The 18,268-nt window shown below is 59.4% G+C and carries 14 protein-coding genes and 2 pseudogenes; 9 read left to right on the forward strand and 7 right to left on the reverse strand.

The features are described 5' to 3' along the window. Nucleotides 1–86: 86 nt before the first annotated feature. Nucleotides 87–179, reverse strand: a pseudogene (locus tag ABCS64_RS09525) (diacylglycerol kinase); the annotation flags it as partial. 1,018 nt (nt 180–1,197) lie between these two features. On the opposite strand from ABCS64_RS09525, the gene ABCS64_RS09530 reads away from it, so the two are divergent. Beyond that, on the forward strand, nt 1,198–1,701 hold the full coding sequence (locus ABCS64_RS09530) for a hypothetical protein (RefSeq protein ID WP_418891606.1): 504 nt from the start codon (nt 1,198–1,200) through the stop codon (nt 1,699–1,701). Next, nucleotides 1,694–2,125, forward strand: coding sequence for a hypothetical protein (locus tag ABCS64_RS09535; protein WP_418891607.1), 432 nt, complete (start codon nt 1,694–1,696; stop codon nt 2,123–2,125). Before ABCS64_RS09530 ends, ABCS64_RS09535 begins: the two co-directional genes overlap by 8 nt. A gap of 470 nt (nt 2,126–2,595) precedes the next feature. Here ABCS64_RS09535 and ABCS64_RS09540 read toward each other — a convergent pair. Both ABCS64_RS09540 and ABCS64_RS09545 read right to left on the reverse strand, forming a co-directional pair. Continuing rightward, nucleotides 2,596–3,091 (reverse strand): annotated as a pseudogene (locus ABCS64_RS09540) (transposase); the annotation flags it as partial. 208 nt (nt 3,092–3,299) lie between these two features. After that, complete coding sequence (locus tag ABCS64_RS09545; protein WP_418891608.1) at nt 3,300–3,674, reverse strand: diacylglycerol kinase; 375 nt, start codon at nt 3,672–3,674, stop codon at nt 3,300–3,302. 332 nt (nt 3,675–4,006) lie between these two features. Here ABCS64_RS09545 and rpiA point away from each other — a divergent pair, with 332 nt between their 5' ends. After that, nucleotides 4,007–4,666: a ribose-5-phosphate isomerase RpiA gene (gene rpiA, locus ABCS64_RS09550; RefSeq protein WP_418891609.1), complete on the forward strand. Its 660-nt coding sequence runs from the start codon at nt 4,007–4,009 to the stop codon at nt 4,664–4,666. A gap of 144 nt (nt 4,667–4,810) precedes the next feature. On the opposite strand, the gene ABCS64_RS09555 is transcribed toward rpiA, so the two are convergent. From ABCS64_RS09555 to ABCS64_RS09570, 4 genes are all read right to left on the reverse strand, one after another. After that, the gene (locus ABCS64_RS09555) at nt 4,811–5,083 is read right to left on the reverse strand and encodes an oxidative damage protection protein (protein WP_418891610.1); all 273 of its coding nucleotides are present in this window, start codon (nt 5,081–5,083) and stop codon (nt 4,811–4,813) included. 127 nt (nt 5,084–5,210) lie between these two features. Further along, nucleotides 5,211–6,530, reverse strand: a complete 1,320-nt coding sequence (argA, locus tag ABCS64_RS09560; protein WP_418891611.1) for an amino-acid N-acetyltransferase — start codon at nt 6,528–6,530, stop codon at nt 5,211–5,213. A gap of 69 nt (nt 6,531–6,599) precedes the next feature. Next, nucleotides 6,600–6,839, reverse strand: coding sequence for a hypothetical protein (locus ABCS64_RS09565; protein WP_418891612.1), 240 nt, complete (start codon nt 6,837–6,839; stop codon nt 6,600–6,602). Nucleotides 6,840–6,985: 146 nt separating this feature from the next. Next, nucleotides 6,986–7,813, reverse strand: coding sequence for a 16S rRNA (uracil(1498)-N(3))-methyltransferase (locus ABCS64_RS09570; RefSeq protein ID WP_418891613.1), 828 nt, complete (start codon nt 7,811–7,813; stop codon nt 6,986–6,988). Nucleotides 7,814–7,903: 90 nt separating this feature from the next. On the opposite strand from ABCS64_RS09570, the gene ABCS64_RS09575 reads away from it, so the two are divergent. From ABCS64_RS09575 to ABCS64_RS09600, 6 genes are all read left to right on the forward strand, one after another. Next, a complete protein-coding gene (locus tag ABCS64_RS09575) occupies nt 7,904–8,647 on the forward strand; it encodes an SDR family oxidoreductase (protein WP_418891614.1) in 744 nt (247 codons plus the stop codon). A gap of 579 nt (nt 8,648–9,226) precedes the next feature. Then, nucleotides 9,227–11,686 (forward strand): glycogen/starch/alpha-glucan phosphorylase, encoded by a 2,460-nt coding sequence (locus tag ABCS64_RS09580; RefSeq protein ID WP_418891615.1) that lies wholly within the window; start codon nt 9,227–9,229, stop codon nt 11,684–11,686. A 70-nt stretch (nt 11,687–11,756) separates the two neighbouring features. Then, complete coding sequence (gene glgB, locus ABCS64_RS09585; RefSeq protein ID WP_418891616.1) at nt 11,757–13,958, forward strand: 1,4-alpha-glucan branching protein GlgB; 2,202 nt, start codon at nt 11,757–11,759, stop codon at nt 13,956–13,958. Nucleotides 13,959–13,963: 5 nt separating this feature from the next. Next, nucleotides 13,964–15,994 (forward strand): glycogen debranching protein GlgX, encoded by a 2,031-nt coding sequence (gene glgX, locus ABCS64_RS09590; protein ID WP_418891617.1) that lies wholly within the window; start codon nt 13,964–13,966, stop codon nt 15,992–15,994. A gap of 53 nt (nt 15,995–16,047) precedes the next feature. Further along, nucleotides 16,048–17,607 (forward strand): 4-alpha-glucanotransferase, encoded by a 1,560-nt coding sequence (malQ, locus tag ABCS64_RS09595; protein ID WP_418891618.1) that lies wholly within the window; start codon nt 16,048–16,050, stop codon nt 17,605–17,607. A 161-nt stretch (nt 17,608–17,768) separates the two neighbouring features. Then, complete coding sequence (locus ABCS64_RS09600; protein WP_418891619.1) at nt 17,769–18,158, forward strand: DUF2934 domain-containing protein; 390 nt, start codon at nt 17,769–17,771, stop codon at nt 18,156–18,158. Nucleotides 18,159–18,268: the final 110 nt, after the last annotated feature.

Raw genomic sequence — 18,268 nt, forward strand, 5'->3', positions numbered from 1 at the left:
GCTCTCCGCAGTCAGATCGTCGATGCGCTGACATCCGCGCATCGCTTACCGCAAGGCCCGTCGGGATGCGGACACCCCGCGCGCCGTCAGCCGAGCAGCACGCACGCCCAAACCACCGCCGCATTGACGAGCGAGAACAATACGGCGGCGCTACCCGCATCCTTGGCGCGCTTGGCCAGCGGAACCTACAAACCTGTTAAAAGTGTCGAGCAGCAACGTGAGGAAGAAAAATCTGCGGTCGGCTCCGCCACAGGCGACAAGGATGCCGTTGCCAATCAACACCAGTCCAATATGGGCACCGTTGACAGCCAGAGAAGGACGTTGGGCGCGCCTGATCCGACCAAGATGCCCAATACCGACAACCTGAAAAACAACGTCAACCAGTCCATTTCAGACATTAACAAAAATATCATGTTCGGTCAGTCCGGCGCTTCCTACAAGACCGGGCTTAACCGCTTGGCGGATGTTATCTCCAATAAACAGTCAGTGGTGTTCCGTACCCTGGTCGCCACAGAAGGCGCTAAAAACGCCCCGAAGAGTTTCTCCAGGACATCGACAAAACGGCTTCGCAGGCCCCGAAACTTTATCAGGTGCTGGTCAAGGCCAGAAACCGGGGGCACATTGATGAATGAGGATGTTGAAAAAACGCTGACCAGAAATATTGCAGCGTTCAACCTGAAACGTCTTACCGAGGCAATCGCCAATTTAATCAAAGACAACTCTTAGCAAGCCGGGGATATGGTAAGAACGGCCATCCCCGGTGTTGGCAGACGCATCGCAGGAGCAGCAGTTAAAAAAAGAGCCAACTGGATATTCGGTGAAGGCAAAGAGCAGATCGAACAAGAAGGTGAAGAAACTATGAACCGGCTCAGGTGGTGTTTCTAAAACCATAAAGTGACAAAAAGCAATAAAAATATTTCTGAACAAGAGAAATCAATGGCGTATAATCGCAACATCTAAAGAAATATTGCCCGGCTAGCTCATATCTGCCCTGGGCAGAGAAGGCAAAGATGTCTGCATCTGTTGCATGTCTGTCAATTTAGTCAATAGTAAAATTTACTTAATATTGATGGGCTAAATATACCCAATTCTTAAACTTTAAAAAGGAGGGGGTTATGAAGTACTTTTTCTTAACTGATACAGTCAACTTTTTTCATACTATATACGTGAGCATTACATTCTTAAGGTAAATAAAATATGATTTTAAATTCGACACAACTTGATAAATATTTAGGAAAACATATTTCGTATTTTTGTGGCAGGACTGGATATATATCTGATTCCGATAATCATTGCGCTCACTTTGTATCGCATGCACTCAAAATAAACTATGGCACCACATGCGCCACAATGTCACATGGTGCTAAACTGGCAGCAAGCTTGCGTGTTCAAGAGCTTTTCTCGCACTGCCCTGAAGTAGGAAATTGGGATGAAAAACCTAATGATGTCACACAGTGTTTTATTTTCATTACGGCAGCCAATCATGTAAATTTGGGGAGTAAGCGTATGGATAATATCCCAAGAAAGCATATTGGAATTTTTTGCCAAGGCTATATATGGCATTATTCCAACACTAAAGATAAAGTTATCAAACAAGCGCTCAATGAGTTTTCAAATCATTATAGAAGTCCATACAACTCGCTTTTCTGGGGGAGTCTGCCACCTGAAGCACAGTTTGCAGGAGAATTTGATAATGTATAAAAAAGTTTTTTTCGCATTAGCAATATGTTCAACTCCGGTATTGGCCACTTCTTCAGTGAAAGATCAGATATCCTGCCCTTCCTGCATAAGAAGCAAACCGTCTGACCAAGAGGTTATTGCAATGGTATTTGCTAGTCATGCCATTCCTTTGAGCATTCACCCCAGCTGCAAAAGTGTTGGCACTTCGGAAGAAGATAAGAACTTGGGACAATATATTGCTGGACTAATGGCCTACATGAATGAAGATATGAATAACCGCCTTACGGTCAACGTGCAGGATATGCCGGAAAAAGAAAAATGGCTTGCTCGCTTTATGCTTTCACAAGAGAAAGATGAAACTGTGTGGCGTTATGGTCTGGAATTTTCGATTAGTAAGAAAACGGGCTTGTTGGATAAACAAAGCTACCGCTGTATTGGCGCATAATAATGTGACAAAACGTTTGCTACCCAAAAGCTCTGGTTTAACAAGAAAATCATAGACGGCTTGGCGACATGTACTGGTCAGAAATATAGAACGCCTGCCCTAGGTCACTACAGTACGGGTTGATGTAGTCAGTACTCTTGGCCTTGCCGGGGGATACTCGGATCAAGTACTCCACCACCAGCACCGTATTTGTGAACGTGCATTTGTGTCGCCAACCATTCCTCCACAACTACCACTACTTCCGCCACCAACTGTACGCCGCTGCAGAGCAACAAGATTACGGTTCGCACGGCCTGTAGCCTGAACTTGTGTCAATACGAAGCTTCCACACCCTTTCCCTGCATGGTTTGTAATCACCGAAGTTGCTAAGCTTTACCCGGTAAATGCGCCGGTCAATGGCGATCTTCACCTGACCGTCCTTCCTATCGCGCCAGTCCGCAAACACATCGCGGCCGCCATCGGCAAGGACCTTTCACTGCGCCGATCTTATCCCGACTGCGTTCCAGTACCGCCAGGCAACCTTTCCTGTCGGTAACATCGGTTGTCATGACCACAACGGCATGTAGAAAACCCTGCGTGTCAACCGCGATATGTCGCTTGATGCCGCTAACTTTCTTGCCTGCATCGTAGCCTTTTTCCCCTGCGGCATCGGTGTTCTTCACGCTTTGCGCATCAACGATCAGCAAGGCGGTTTTTTTCATTGCCTCCCTGTTTGAGGCGCGCTGCGGCAACCTGATTTTTTAACGCTTCCTCAAGGAGGCTGATGCTATTCTCGCGAGACCCGATCCCTCTCTGGAAGTAGGGACGGACCGTACGCCATTTGGGGAAATTGCCCGGCAAGGCGCGCCAGGCGCGGCCAGTGCGCTAAAGATAAGGATGGCACAGACATCGCGTAAATCCACTCTGCCGTGCGCCTGCCGGCACTTTCCAGCAGTGAAGGAGGTGCTTAAATTGTGTGCGACGCATATCGCTCGGTCAGGCCTTTCTGTTCATGCCGATATTTTATGGAGATTATGAACATATTCTCAGGCATATCTAAACAGATACGCCGCCCATGTGTAATGTGTACCTTGGGCAGAAGAGTCAAAATGACTGACCGTTATATGTTTGGGATACGGGAAAAAGCGACTAATGCCGACCATTGGCTCCCTCTACTGAATCCTGACCCATATGTTCAGTCGAGCAGCACGCACGCCCAAACCACCGCCGCATTGACGAGCGAGAACAATACGGCGGCGCTGCCCGCATCCTTGGCGCGCTTGGCGAGCGGATGCCGTTCCAGGGAAATCCGGTCGATGGCGGCCTCGATCGCCGAATTGAGCAGTTCGACAATCAGAATGAGCAATACGCTGAAGATCATCAATCCGCGGCCGATACCGCCGACCGGTAGGAAAAAGCTCAAGGGGACGAGCACCGCGACGAGCAGTGCTTCCTGACGGAAAGCCGCTTCGCTGCGCCAGGCTTGGCGCAGGCCGTCGGCGGAATAGCGGCAGGCATTCCAGAGACGCTGAACACCGGATTTTCCTTTGAATGGGCTTTCTTCTGACACGCGCTTCCTTTCAGCCGGATTGATGTGCGGAGAGCAACGACGACGCCATGACTCGCCATCGCTCCGATACACCTGATATGCCTGATACGCGCCCATTGTATCGCCAGACACCGCCGCTGCAGGCGGAAGCCCACGGGACGCTGGCAAACTACAACGGTTGCAACGGTTGCACATGCGGCAAAAAGGAGCAGCGGAGAAATTAACATGCCGGCAATGCCACGGAGAAAACCAGGTCTATCCCCATCAACGGACCCATCGTATAGCCTGCGCGCAGGCTCCGCTATACAATGACCGCACCTCTTTACCGACGGGGCGGGTTCGCCATAAATGTCATGGGACAGGATGATCTCAAACGGGCTGCCGCACGCGCAGCGCTTGATTACGTTGTAGCAGGGCGCATTGTCGGTGTCGGCACGGGATCGACGGCGCGCTGCTTCATTGATGCCCTGGCCGGCATCAAGGACAAAATCGCCGGCGCGGTTGCCAGTTCGGAAGATACCCGCCGCCGCCTCGAAGCCTACGGCATCAAGGTCTATGACCTCAATGACATCGACGACCTGCCTGTCTACATCGACGGCGCCGATGAAATTACGCCACAACTGCACATGATCAAGGGCGGCGGCGGCGCATTGACGCGGGAAAAAATTATCGCTGCGGTCACCGCAAAATTCGTCTGCATCGTCGACAGCTCAAAATCCGTCGACACACTGGGCAGATTCCCGCTGCCGATTGAGGTCATTCCTATGGCGCGCGCGCAGGTTGCCCGCGAATTGATGCGCCTGGGCGGGCGTCCGACGCTGCGCGAAGGTTTTGTCACCGACAACGGCAATATCATTCTCGACGTGCATGGCCTGCACATCGCTGACCCCGTCAGCCTGGAAACTGCGCTTGACCATATCGTCGGCATCGTCGCCAGCGGGCTGTTTGCGCGCCGCCCAGCCGATGTCTGCCTGATGGGCACCGACAAGGGTGTCGTCACCCTGGGCGGATAAAAACGCAAGGCGCCAAACAAACGCCGAAGCACGCGGCGGGCGGTGCGCCATCGGATGGTCTACAGGCAACACCCGCACGATTGGCGGCGTTCGGCCGCCGCTGCACTGCTGCACTACGACCGCCGCGCCGCCTGATCCGCCAGTTTATTGCTGCGGCGGCACGTATCCCTGCAATTTGTCCGCGCCTTCGCCGAAAAAGTGTTTTTCGAGCTGCTCGGCCAGGTACTTGCGGTGCGCGGCATTGGCCAGATTCAGGTGGTTTTCATTGATGATCATCGTCTGCATGCGCACCCACTGCTGCCACGCTTCCTGGGAAACATGCTCATAGATACGCTTGCCGAGTTCCCCCGGATAAGGCGGCGCGGCCAGCCCTTCGGCCTCGCAGCCGAGTTTGACGCATTTCACCATTCTTGCCATGAATCGCACTCCCTTGCATCAAAAATAAACCGACGGACAAAAAAGCCGTAAAGAAAGACCATGAAAAGGCCGTCAATCGGCAATGGCAGGATTGTAGCGCGCTGCTGGCCGCCAGAAACCACGCGGCCTACAGTGCCTTAGAAAAGACTTTGGAGCGGCGTTGCAGGTTGTACATCAGCCGTTTTTCCTCCGGCAGATCTTCGACCGACTGCTCAACGAAACCGCGTTCGCGGAACCAGTGCGAGGTGACTGTCGTCAGGACAAACAGGCGGCGGATACCCACGGCGCGCGCGCGCGCCTCAATGCGCCGGAGCAGTTTTTCGCCATACCCCCAGCGTCTAAAGTCCGGATGCACCGCCAGGCACGCCAGCTCGGCCTGATCGTCGCCATAGGGATAGAGTGCGGCAGAACCGACGATCATGCCGTCGTGCTCAACGACCGAAAAACGGGAAATCTCGCGTTCGAGCAGCTCGCGCGAGCGGCGCACAAGAATGCCGGCGTCTTCCATCGGTTCGATCAGGGCGATCAGGCCGCCGATATCGTCCGGCCGCGCATCGCGCAGGATTTCCAGCGACTCACGAGTGATGATGGTGCCCACACCGTCGCGCGAAAACAGTTCGCGCAGCAGCGTGCCGTCTTCGGCATAACTGATCAGGTGCACGCGCCCGACCCCCGCCCGGCTGGCGCGCACGGCCGCCGGCAGATAACGGCGGACATCGGGCGAAAGCCAGTCGCCTTCTGCCATGACGCGCTCGGCCGCATCGACCGTCAGTTCATCAAGCAGCTCGCCCTGGCGATTCGTCACGCCCTGGCTGTCGGAAAGAAAAATCAGCTTGTCCGCGCCGATGGCAATGGCCGTCGCCTCTGCCACCTCCTCCATCGACAGATTGAAAATCTCACCCGTCGGACTCACGCCGATCGGCGATACGGCAACGATATTGCCGATACGCAGCTGCGCCTTGATCCCTTCGGCATCGACCTTGCGCACGCTGCCGGCATACTGCATATCGACGCCGTCGATCACGCCCAGCGGCTTGGCCACGAGGTAATTGCCGCCGATCACGCGCATCCGGCTGTTGGCCATCGGCGTATCCGGCAGTCCCTGCGAAAGCAAGGCCTCAATTTCCAGATAAACACTGCCGACGGCATCGATCACGCAATCGAGCGTCACGGCGTCAGTCACCCGGCAACCGTCGTGGAATTTCGATTCCATGCCTTTCTCGCGCAGTTCCTCCTCGATCTGCGGGCGCGCGCCATGCACCAGCACCAGATGTACGCCCAGCGCCGCCAACAGATTCGCATCATAGGCCAGCGCCCGCGCAAACGGACCGGCGATTGCGCGGCCGCCAAAGGCGACGACAAACGTTTTGCCGCGAAACAGATTGATATAGGGCGCCACCGCGCGAAACAACGAAACGAACTGAGCGTTTCCCGAATATTCGGTCATCGCATCACCACTCCTTGCCAGCCGGAAAAGCGGGCGCCGATGTACGTCGGCTTGCCAGCAAACTTCCGGTTAATTTTCTGATTCCAGACGCGCTTTGCAGCGCCTTCCCCGTCGATCACGAAGGCGGATAACACTCGCACCGACCCGAACCTTCTGCCGCCGCAAACACCAGGCGAAATCCTGACGCACCGCCGGCCGGTGCGCAATAGTTTTGGCCAGCGCGCCGTCTGCCGCCGTCGCATTGCCGACACGCGCCGACACGGCATGCCACGGCGCAGCCCCGGCGGAAAGCGGGAAAAGCAGCGGCATGCGCTGGGTATATGCTAGGTATATGCCGGGTACGCGCTGGAATTGAGCGGCATCCGTCCTGACGCCTTGTCAGCCACCGCCGCACACTCTACCGACCGCAAGCGGGGCATGCGCGGCGGCGTGCCTGTACAGCCATCAATCGCTCATCAAGCGGCGCATCCCGAGGCCCAATCGCCCCATAGCGCCTGAATAGCAGCCACCGCCGCCATCCCAGCCGTTTCCGTACGCAGCACGCGCGGCCCGAGCCGAACGGCGCGGAAGCCGGCGTCGGCAGCCAAGGCCATCTCTTCCGCATCCAGCCCGCCTTCCGCACCGATCAGCAGATCGACGCACCTCCCCGGCGCAGGCGGCATCAACGTCGACAAAGCCGCATCCGCAGCCGGCGACAGGCACAGGCGCAACGCAGGCAATTCCGCCGAGGCAGGCGACATGGGCCGCTGCGTCAGCCAGGCATCAAGATCAGTAATTTCCTCCACAACCGGCAAACGATTGCGGCCGCACTGCTCACACGCCGCCGCGACCACCGCGCGCCAATGCGCGACCCGGCGCGCGGCGCGTTCGCCGTCCAGGCGCAGCACGCTGCGATGCGAGCGCACCGGCACAATGCGCGCCACGCCCAGTTCGACCGCCTTCTGCACGGTAGCGTCCATTTTGTCGCCCGTTTGCAGCGCCTGGATCAAGGTCACCGGCAAATGCGATTCACGTTCGCAGTCGAGCCATGCCAGCACGTCGACGCAAACGCGCGCGCGCCCGGCAGAAACGATACGTCCCCGATATTCGCCGCCCCGGCCGTCAAACAGCGTCAGCGCATCTCCTTCGCGCAGACGCAGGACACGGCAGGCGTGACGGGCCTGCGCCTCAGGCAAATCAAGGGTCGTGCCGGGCCGCAGGGGTGCGGGGCAATAAAAACGGGGGGGCGTCATGCCGACATTATAGGGAAGCCCGCGGATCGCCAGAAATGTGCTGCGAATCATCAATCAAGGCTTGGCAGTGTGCGGCAAGCTCTGGCATGATGGCAACGCGAAGAAACGAAACGACAACGAGAAAGACAGGAAGGAGATCACATGCATGCGTTGAAAGCCCTGGTCACGGGGCATTCGCGCGGTCTGGGCGCCGCGGTGGCCGAGGCGCTCCTGCAACGCGGCATTCCCGTGCTGGCCTGTGCGCGCCAAGAAAATACCGCGCTGGCGGCACGTTTTCCGGAGCTATTGCGCCAGCAGCGCATCGACCTGGCGGATACCGGCGCGCTGGCGGCATGGCTCGACGGCGAGGCGCTCGACCTGTTCTGTGCCGATGCCAGCGCCCTGATTCTGATCAACAATGCCGGCGTGCTCGGCCCGGTCGGCTCGCTGGACAGCCAGAATCCCGCAGCCATCGGCCAGGCCGTCGCGCTGAATGTCGGCGCGCCGTTGATGCTTGCGGCGGCGCTGGCGCAGCGGCACGACGGAGAACTGCGCATTTTGCACATCTCCAGCGGCGCGGCGCGCTTCGCCTACCCCGGCTGGTCGATCTACGGCGCAACCAAGGCGGCGCTCGACCAGCACGCGCGCGCCGTTGCGGCGGGGAACCGCGACGACCGCCGCATTTGCAGCCTGGCGCCCGGCGTCATCGATACGGATATGCAGGCGGAAATTCGCGGCCTGTCCGAAACGAGTTTCCCCATGCTGAAAAAATTCCAGAAACTCAAACGCAACGGCCTGCTGACTCCGCCTGCCGAAGCCGCCGCCCGCATCGTCGATTATGTGCTCGACCCGGAATTCGGCGCGCTCGCCACGGCCGATCTGCGCGAGCTGATCAGCGGCGAATAGCCGACCCGCAGCGCCGGAGCAGGAAACCTCAGAAGAGCTGCCTGGAGCGCCTATATTTACGGATGTTTCCAAGGGGCGCCCTGAAGCCCTTGTAAACAGGGCGTTCCGGGAACCCTGCCCGGAAGTCCTTTATTCACACGGGTTTCAGAGGCGCCTACCCGCCAGCCCTTTATTTATAAGGATTCCAGAGGCATCTGACTGGAACTTCTTTATCCATGCTGGTTTCAGAAGGCTGGCCGGGCACGGTGTTCCAGTTTATGTTTTTTGATGCCCTGCGCCCCTCGTATTTAAAGGACTTCAGGGCATTTTATGTTTTCTGGCCTGTTTGCGTGGCTCTCAGCGCATCTTCTTTTTGCCTTCTGAGGCGCCCTGTTCACGCGGGCTTCAGAGGAGACGTTTGGAAACGCCCTATTGACGCGGGCTCCAAAGGCGTCTGCCGGCAGCGCATCGGAACCCCGCCGATACACTGTGACACCCACACGGATACGCAGCGCGCGTTTCGTCAAATGCAGGGCTTGCCGTAAAATCCCCTCTACTTTCTTCCACTCGATTTCAGCCTGTCTTAGCGAGAAACTCATTATGTCCAGCCAAAATATCGCCGATAAAGCATCCGGCTTCCTCGAACGCGTCAATGACAAACTGCTCAATGTGGTCGCTGCCGATCCAGCGACGGCAAACGACAAGGAGCGGTATCGCGCACTTACCCACGTCGCCCGCGAGCAGCTTTCCAGGCGCTGGGTCAAAACACAGATTGAAGACCGCGAGAACCAGGCGCGACGCATCTACTACCTATCGATGGAATTCCTGATCGGCCGCGCGCTGAACAATGCGCTCTCAGCGCTGGGTCTGCACGAGCAGGCGGAGGCCGCATTCTCCGAACCCGGCGGACCCTCGCTCGCCGACGCGCTCGAATGCGAACCGGATGCCGCGCTTGGTAACGGCGGTCTTGGCCGCCTCGCCGCTTGCTTCCTCGACTCGATGGCAACGCTGGAACTGCCGTCATGGGGCTACGGCATGCGTTACGAATACGGCATGTTCGCGCAGTCCATCGTCAACGGTATGCAGGTCGAGCGGCCCGATGCCTGGTTGACGGAAGGCGCACCATGGGAATTCTTCCGTCCCGGTACCGTTTATACGGTGCATTTTGGCGGAACAGAGGAACATTACGGCGAGTGGGCGGAATGGAACGCCGCCGAATCCGTTGAAGCGCGCGCCTACGATTACGTGATTCCCGGCCACGGCACCGAGCGCGTCAGCACCCTGCGCCTATGGAAGGCGGGCGCACCGGCGCAGATAGACCTGAATGCCTTCAATTCCGGCGACTACGGCCGCGCCGCCGAATTCAAGAACCGCTTCGAAAACATTTCCTGGGTGCTCTATCCGAACGACAGCACCGCCGCCGGCCGCGAACTGCGGCTGCGTCAAGAATATTTCTTCGTCTCGGCCTCACTGCAGGACATTCTCCAGAATCATCTGGAAGAGTACGGCAACCTCAACAACCTCGCCGACAAAGTCGCCATTCACCTCAACGATACGCACCCGGCCATCAGCATCGCCGAGCTGATGCGCCTGCTCTGCGACGAGCACGGCATCCTCTGGGCGCACGCCTGGGAGCAATGCCAGCGCATTTTCTCCTACACCAACCACACGCTGATGCCCGAAGCGCTGGAGACCTGGCCAGTCGGCCTGATGCAGTACCTGCTGCCGCGTCACATGCGCATCATTTACCGTATCAATCAGGAGTTTCTCAGCGAGGTCGAACAGCGCTTCCCCGGTGATATCGAGCTGATCCGCCGCGTTTCCCTGATCGACGATACCAGCGGCGATGCCAACAACAGGCGCGTGCGGATGGCCAATCTTTCCATCGTCGGCAGTCACCGCGTCAATGGCGTCTCGAAGCTGCATTCCGACCTGATGGTGCAAACCATCTTCGCCGACTTTGCCCGCCTCTATCCCGACCGCTTCGACAACAAGACCAACGGCGTCACGCCGCGCCGCTGGCTGGCGCAGGCCAACCCCGGCCTTGCCGCCCTGCTCGATCAGCGGCTGGGCGGTCCCGGCTGGCGGCTGCATCTCGACCGCCTGTCCGCGCTGCGTTCGGCGGCCGACGACGCCCAGTTCCGCAGTGACTTTGCCGCCGTCAAACGGGCAAACAAGCTGCGTCTGGCCGAATACATCAAACGCGAGCTGGACATCACGCTCGACCCCGACGCGCTGTTCGACGTACAGATCAAGCGCATCCACGAATACAAGCGGCAACTGCTCAACGTGCTGCACGTCATCTCCCACTACAACGCCATCATTCACGGCATCGCCGACGATGCGCCGCCGCGCTGCGTCATCTTCGCCGGCAAGGCCGCGTCGTCCTACGCCATGGCTAAGAGCATCATTCACCTGATTCATGACGTAGCCAACGTCGTCAATAACGATGCGCGCGTGCGTGACCGCCTGAAAGTCGTTTTCGTGCCGAACTACGGCGTTTCCCTGGCCGAAATCATCATTCCGGCGGCCAACCTGTCGGAACAGATTTCCACCGCCGGCACCGAGGCTTCCGGCACCGGCAACATGAAATTCGCGCTCAACGGCGCGCTGACCATCGGCACCGAGGACGGCGCCAACATCGAAATCCGCGATCAGGTCGGCGCCGACAACATCTTTATCTTCGGCAACAGTGCCGCGCAGGTCGAAGCGCTGCGCCGCGAGGGTTATGACCCGCGCGCCATCTACCAGAATGACCCGGCACTCAACGAAACGCTGAACAAGATCGACGGCGGCTATTTCGCGCCGAACGACCGTAAGCGCTACCACGACATCTTCAATTCGCTGGTCAATTACGGCGACCACTACCAGCTGCTCGCCGATTTCGCCAGTTACATGGAAACGCAGCAACGCGTCGGTGCGCTTTACCGTTCGTCGGACGAATGGCAGCGCAAGGCCATTCTCAACGTGGCCGGGATGGGCATATTCTCCTCCGACCGCACCATCCGCGAATATGCGACCGAGACCTGGGATCTGGCCGCAGCCCTGAAACCCGAATGAACGAATGCCACCGCATTCAAGTTTTCAACCCGTCTGAGGCCAATCCTCACCAACCATCGGGAGAGCGAGCATGCTGAACAAGGACGAAGCGCTGGCGCTTTGCCGCGCCGAACACGGCGACCCATTCGCTGTTCTGGGGCCGCACAAAGATGCCGAGGGGTGCTTATGGCTGCGAACCCTGCAGCCGGGCGCCGACGCCGTGTACGCGATCGACGCGGAGAGCGGCCAGTTTCTGGTCGAGCTGAAGCAGCGCGAAATCGAACCTTTCGGCGCTTTTTCAGGCCTGTTCGAGGCGCAAATACCGGCGCGGCCCGCCGCCGGCGACGCCGCACCGCCACGCTATCGCCTGCGCATCGTTTGGCCCGGCGGCGTTCAGGAAGCCGACGATCCGTACCGCTTCCCGCCTGTGCTGGGCGAGATGGACGTTTGGCTGCTGGCCGAAGGCTCCCATCTTCGCCCTTTTGAACGGCTTGGCGCACACCCGTGCCAGATCGATGGCGTCGACGGCGTCGCCTTCGCCGTCTGGGCGCCGGACGCCCAACGCGTCAGCGTCGTCGGCGATTTCAATACCTGGGACAGTCGCCGCCACCCGATGCGCCAGCGACCGGAATGCGGTGTTTGGGAAATCTTCCTCCCCGGTATCGATGTCGGCGCGCGCTACAAGTATGAGATCCGCGCGCGCAGCGGCGAAATCATGCCGCACAAGGCCGACCCCTACGGTTTTGCCGCCGAGCTGCGCCCGGCCACCGCTTCCATCGTCACCCATATGCCGCCGCCCGCGCCGCGTCAGCATCAGGAAACGCGCCTCGACCAACCGGTCTCGATCTACGAAGTGCATCTCGGTTCCTGGCAGCGTAACAGCGACGGCGGTTTTCTCGACTGGCAGGAAATGGCGCAACGCCTGATTCCCTACGCAGCCGACCTCGGCTTCACCCATCTCGAACTGCTGCCCGTGTCGGAACATCCGTTCGACGGCTCCTGGGGCTATCAGCCGCTGGGGCTTTACGCGCCGACCGCGCGCTTTGGCTCACCGCAAGGCTTCCGCGATTTTGTCGCCGCCTGCCATGCCGCCGGACTGCAAGTCATCGTTGACTGGGTGCCCGCGCATTTTCCAAGCGACGCCCACGGCCTGGCGCGCTTTGACGGACAGGCGCTCTACGAGCACGCCGACCCGCGTGAAGGCAGGCATCAGGACTGGGGCACATTGATCTACAACTTCGGCCGCCGCGAGGTCTTCAATTTCCTGACCGGCAACGCCCTGTTCTGGATCGAGCGTTACGGCATCGACGGTCTGCGCGTCGACGCCGTTGCCTCAATGCTCTACCGCGACTACAGCCGCAAGGAAGGCGAGTGGATTCCCAACGCCTTCGGCGGCCGCGAAAATCTGGAAGCCGTGCATTTCTTGCGCCGCATGAATGAAGTCATCGGTCAGGAATGTCCCGGCGCAGCCACTTACGCCGAGGAATCGACCGCCTGGCCGTCAGTCAGCCGTCCGCCGTCGATGGGCGGACTCGGCTTTCATTACAAATGGAACATGGGCTGGATGCACGATGTGCTCGACTACATGACGCGCGACCCGATTCATCGCCGTTATCACCACAACCAGCTTACCTTCGGCCTGCTTTACGCTTTTACCGAAAACTTCGTCCTGCCGCTCTCCCACGATGAAGTCGTCCACGGCAAAGGCTCGCTGATCAGCAAGATGCCGGGCGACTACTGGCAGAAATTCGCCAATCTGCGCGCCCTGTACGGCTTTATGTGGGGCCATCCGGGCAAGAAGCTGTTGTTCATGGGCGGAGAATTTGCCCAGTGGAACGAATGGAACGATGCCGGCGCGCTCGACTGGAACCTGCTTGACTTCCCGATGCACGACGGCGTGCGCCGCTTGATCCGTGACCTCAACCAGCTCTACCGCCACACGCCCGCTTTGTACGAGATCGACTTTGAACATCAAGGCTTCGAATGGATTTCGGCAAACGATTCCGACAACTCGGTCATCGCCTTTCTGCGTTATGGACGTGACCGCGCGCGCACCGTACTCTGCGTCTGCAACTTCACGCCGGTCGTCCGCCACGACTACCGGCTCGGCGTCCCCGGGCCGGGGCGCTTTGTCGAGCGGATCAACACTGACTCGCATTATTATGGCGGCAGCAACGTCGGTAATCCTTTCGGCGGCGCCTATGCCGAAAATATTCCCTCGCACGGGCGCGACTGGTCAGTATCGCTGACCTTGCCGCCACTGGCCACGGTGATTTTTGAATGGGAGCATTGAACCACGTGACCACACAGACACCGGAAAAAACGCTGGAAACCGGCCGCCCGTGGCCGCTCGGATCACGCTGGGATGGCGCCGGCGTCAATTTTGCCCTGTTTTCGGCGCATGCCGCGCGCGTCGAATTATGTCTGTTTGACGGCGGGCAGGAACGCCGCCTGACGCTGCCCGGGAGAACCGACCAGATCTGGCACGGCTATCTGCCCGGCGCGCGTCCCGGCCTGCGTTACGGCTATCGCGTCTATGGGCCGGAGGAAGGGAAAGCGTGCGCGGCAGTCCCCGGCAACCGCTTTGCCCCCCAACACCTGCTGCTCGATCCCTATGCGCGCGAACTGGCCGGCGACCGGCAGCTTTTCCAGGCCGACTCTGGCACCGGCGCTGCTCCCGCCTGGGCCCTCCTGACATCCCGCGTCGCCGACCCCACTTCCTTCGATTGGGGCAACGATGCCCCGCCTGATATTCCACTGGCCGATTCGGTGATTTATGAGATTCACGTTAAAGGCGCCACGCAAATGCATCCCGACGTCCCCGAAGCACAGCGTGGAACCTATGCCGGCCTCACCTCTCCCGCCATGCTGCAGCACTTTAAGAAGCTCGGCGTCACTGCCCTCGAATTGTTGCCTGTGCACGCCTTCATCGACGAGCCACGACTGGCAAGCAGCGGCCTGAAAAATTACTGGGGCTACAACACGCTGGCCTTTTTCGCACCGGAATCACGCTACGCCGGCGGCGAACAGCCGGTCATTGATGAATTCCGAACCATGGTGCGGACACTGCACCGGGAAGGCATTGAGATCATTCTCGACGTCGTTTTCAACCACACGGCCGAGAGTGACGAATCCGGCCCGACGCTGAGTTTTCGCGGCATCGACAACGTCAGCTACTACCGCCTGCCGGCCGACGACCCGATGCGCTATGAAAATTTTAGCGGCTGCGGCAATACGCTGAATCTCACGCATCCGCGCGTTTTGCAACTGGTCATGGACGCACTGCGTTACTGGGTCGAGGAAATGCACATCGACGGCTTCCGCTTCGATCTGGCCACGGCACTGACGCGCGAGAGCGCCTTTCTCGCCGCGATCCGCCAGGACCCGGTGCTCCAGCGCGTCAAGCTGATTGCCGAGCCCTGGGATCTGGGCATGGATGGCTATCGGCTCGGCCGCTTCCCGCCCGGCTGGAGCGAGTGGAACGATCGTTTCCGCGACGACGTGCGCGCCTTCTGGCTGACGGGTGAGGCCGGTATCGGCGCACTGGCGCAGCGGCTGGCCGGGTCGAGCGAAGTTTTCCGGCATGATGGGCGGCTACCGCAGGCGGGCATCAATTTCATCACCGCACACGACGGCTTTACCCTGCGCGATTTGGTCAGCTACCGGCACAAACACAATGCGGCGAACGGCGAAGGCAACCGCGACGGCCACAGCCATAATTTTTCGTCGAACTGCGGCGTCGAAGGCGACAGCGACGATCCCGTTGTCAACGAATGCCGACGCCGTCTGCAACGCGCCCTGCTTGCTACCTTGTTTGCCGCGCAGGGCGTACCGATGCTGCAAGGCGGTGACGAAATTGGCCGTACGCAACGGGGCAACAACAACGCCTATTGTCAGGATAATCCGCTGACCTGGATCGACTGGACGCGTGTCGATAGTGAATTGTTCGACTTTACGGCCGGCCTGATTGCGCTGCGCAAGCGGCTGCCACACTTGCGCCGGCGCGCCTGGTTGACCGGCCGTTCCGCGGCGTGTGGACGCCGCGATGTCATCTGGCTGCATGCCGAAGGACGCGAAATGCGCCAGGACGACTGGCAGGCAACGCCGTCGGGCGTGCAACAAAATATGCTCGGCTGCCTGCTCGATGACGCTGCCGGGAAGCTGCTACTGCTGTTCAATCGCGGCGCCGACGCGCAGAACTTTGTTTTGCCGACGGGCCGCTGGCAAATGCTGTGCGACACTGCCGCCGACGTGCCGTTCGCCGAACGCAGCATGTGCGGCTGCACGACGCTGGCGGGCCGCAGCGTGCAGTGGCTGCGGCAAGACTGACCGGCAAATCGCTGCGGATAACAACGGACACTGGAATTTTTACTGGGATTTTCATGTCAAGCAAACGACTCAGCGGCATTCTGCTGCACCCGACCTCATTGCCTGGCCCGCATGGTTCCGGCGACTTTGGCGAAGCCGCCCGGCATTTCATCGACTGGCTGGCCGCCGGCGCACAGACGCTCTGGCAAATTCTGCCGCTGAGCGGCATCGGTCCCGGCAATTCGCCCTATATGAGTCCGTCGGCCTTCGCTGGCAACGAATTGCTGATCGACCTGACGCAACTCCACCATAGCGGCTGGCTGCGCGCCGAGGACATCGCACCCGAATCCGCGCTGCGCGACGAGCGTGTCGACTACTCGGCCGTGATCCCCTACCGCATGCGGCGCCTGCGTCTGGCGGCCGAACGCTTTTTCAGCGAAACGCACGGGCACGAGGAAGCCCATCAGGACTTTGCCGCCTTCTGCGCCGAAGCACAGTCATGGCTGGACGATTACGCGCTGTTCATGGCGCTCGATCAACAATACGGCGGCGAGGGCAAACTTTGGCAGGATTGGCCCGCGACATTGGCGCTGCGAGACCCCGATGCCCTGCAAGAAGCCGCGCAAACGCTGGCCGGCGAATGCGATTTCTGGAAATTCTGCCAATGGTGTTTCGACCGCCAATGGCACGCGATCAAGCAATATGCCAATGAACGCGGCATTCGCATCATCGGCGACATGCCCATTTTTGTTTCCGCACATAGCGCCGATGTCTGGATGCATCAAGCGCTGTTCGATCTAGGCGCCGACGGCCGCCCGCGCGTCATTGCCGGCGTCCCGCCCGATTACTTCAGCGCTACGGGGCAGCGCTGGGGCAACCCGCTCTATCGCTGGAATATTCACGCACAGAACGGCTATCGCTGGTGGATCGCGCGTATCCGGCGCGTGCTCTCACTCTGCGACGGCGTGCGCATCGACCACTTCCGCGGCTTTGAGTCCTACTGGGAAATTCCCGCCGATGCGGAGATGGCCGTTCACGGCCACTGGCAGCCGGGGCCCGGCCTCGCCCTCTTCGAGGCCATTCGCCAGGCCGGCCTGTTCGACGAGATGAACAGCGCGGACGGCGGCACCCCAAAAATCTTCGCCGAAGACCTCGGCATCCTCACCCCAGAAGTCGTTGCCCTGCGCCGTACCGTCGGTTTGCCCGGCATGCGCATCCTGCAATTTGCCTTCGACGGCCAAAGCGACAACCTCTACCTGCCGCATAACTTTACGCCGGACACCGTCGTCTATACCGGTACCCACGACAATGACACCAGCCTCGGCTGGTGGAACGCGCTCGGCACGCACCAGCAGGACGATGTACGCCGTTACCTCGACACCGACGGCAGCGCCATACACTGGGCGTTGATCCGCGCCGCTGCCGCTTCGGTTGCCGCGATCAGCATCGCCCCCATGCAGGACGTGCTTGGCCTCGATACGCACAGCCGCATGAACCGGCCCGGACAAAGCCACGGCAACTGGGAATGGCGCTTCCAGTGGCGTCAAGTCGAACCCTGGCACGCCGGGCGCCTCGCCGAACTGGCGCATCTATACGGCCGTCACCCCAACGCCCCTCGGCCGGCATTTGCATAACGCCCGCACCGCGATGCGCCTGCTTCCGTGCATCGCGCCATGCCACGGCATTCGACGCCATTTTTATGCCCTTGCTGAAACATTCCAGCGCATTTCCTGAATGCCATTTTCTGAATGCTATACTGAAAGTGCACCGTCCCCAACCCCTGAAAGGAAGCGCTATGACCGGCACCGCAAAAACCACCAGAAAGGGAACTGCCACTGCTAAACCGGCCGCGAAATCCGCTGCAAAAACCGCAGCCGCCACCAAGAAACCGGCGGCCAAGGCAAATGCCGCAGCCTTAAACAAGGCTGCAGTACAACCTGCACCGAAAAAAACGGTTAAGACAGCGAGCAGGCTGACCGGCTTATCGACGGCACCCGCCCCAGTTTCGCCGCCTCCCGTCGAAATCGTGCAAAAAAGATTGATCGTCGTTAGTGAGGACGAACGCTATCGTATGATTGCCGAGGCCGCTTACTACCGCGCCGAGAACAGTCAGTTCCAAAGCGATCCAGTCAGCGACTGGGTCGAGGCGGAAAAGGAAATCGCCACCCTGCTCGGCAAGGACTAAAAAACCGGCGGCGGCACGGCGAGCGATATTTCGCTGGCCGCCGCCGTTTTTGCGCGTATGCGCACACTTTATCCAGTATCCCGACACGAATGCACAATGCCTGCATACGA

This window comes from Dentiradicibacter hellwigii (genome assembly GCF_041770905.1).
In the GTDB taxonomy this organism is placed as follows: domain Bacteria; phylum Pseudomonadota; class Gammaproteobacteria; order Burkholderiales; family Rhodocyclaceae; genus Propionivibrio; species Propionivibrio hellwigii.

Coding starts and splice junctions, on each gene's coding strand:
- ABCS64_RS09530 (WP_418891606.1), top strand. CDS start 1,198: ATGATTTTAAATTCGACACAACTTGATAAATATTTAGGAAAACATATT.
- ABCS64_RS09535 (WP_418891607.1), top strand. CDS start 1,694: ATGTATAAAAAAGTTTTTTTCGCATTAGCAATATGTTCAACTCCGGTA.
- rpiA (WP_418891609.1), top strand. CDS start 4,007: ATGGGACAGGATGATCTCAAACGGGCTGCCGCACGCGCAGCGCTTGAT.
- ABCS64_RS09555 (WP_418891610.1), bottom strand. CDS start 5,083: ATGGCAAGAATGGTGAAATGCGTCAAACTCGGCTGCGAGGCCGAAGGG.
- argA (WP_418891611.1), bottom strand. CDS start 6,530: ATGACCGAATATTCGGGAAACGCTCAGTTCGTTTCGTTGTTTCGCGCG.
- ABCS64_RS09565 (WP_418891612.1), bottom strand. CDS start 6,839: ATGCCGCTGCTTTTCCCGCTTTCCGCCGGGGCTGCGCCGTGGCATGCC.
- ABCS64_RS09570 (WP_418891613.1), bottom strand. CDS start 7,813: ATGATTCGCAGCACATTTCTGGCGATCCGCGGGCTTCCCTATAATGTC.
- ABCS64_RS09575 (WP_418891614.1), top strand. CDS start 7,904: ATGCATGCGTTGAAAGCCCTGGTCACGGGGCATTCGCGCGGTCTGGGC.
- ABCS64_RS09580 (WP_418891615.1), top strand. CDS start 9,227: ATGTCCAGCCAAAATATCGCCGATAAAGCATCCGGCTTCCTCGAACGC.
- glgB (WP_418891616.1), top strand. CDS start 11,757: ATGCTGAACAAGGACGAAGCGCTGGCGCTTTGCCGCGCCGAACACGGC.
- malQ (WP_418891618.1), top strand. CDS start 16,048: ATGTCAAGCAAACGACTCAGCGGCATTCTGCTGCACCCGACCTCATTG.
- ABCS64_RS09600 (WP_418891619.1), top strand. CDS start 17,769: ATGACCGGCACCGCAAAAACCACCAGAAAGGGAACTGCCACTGCTAAA.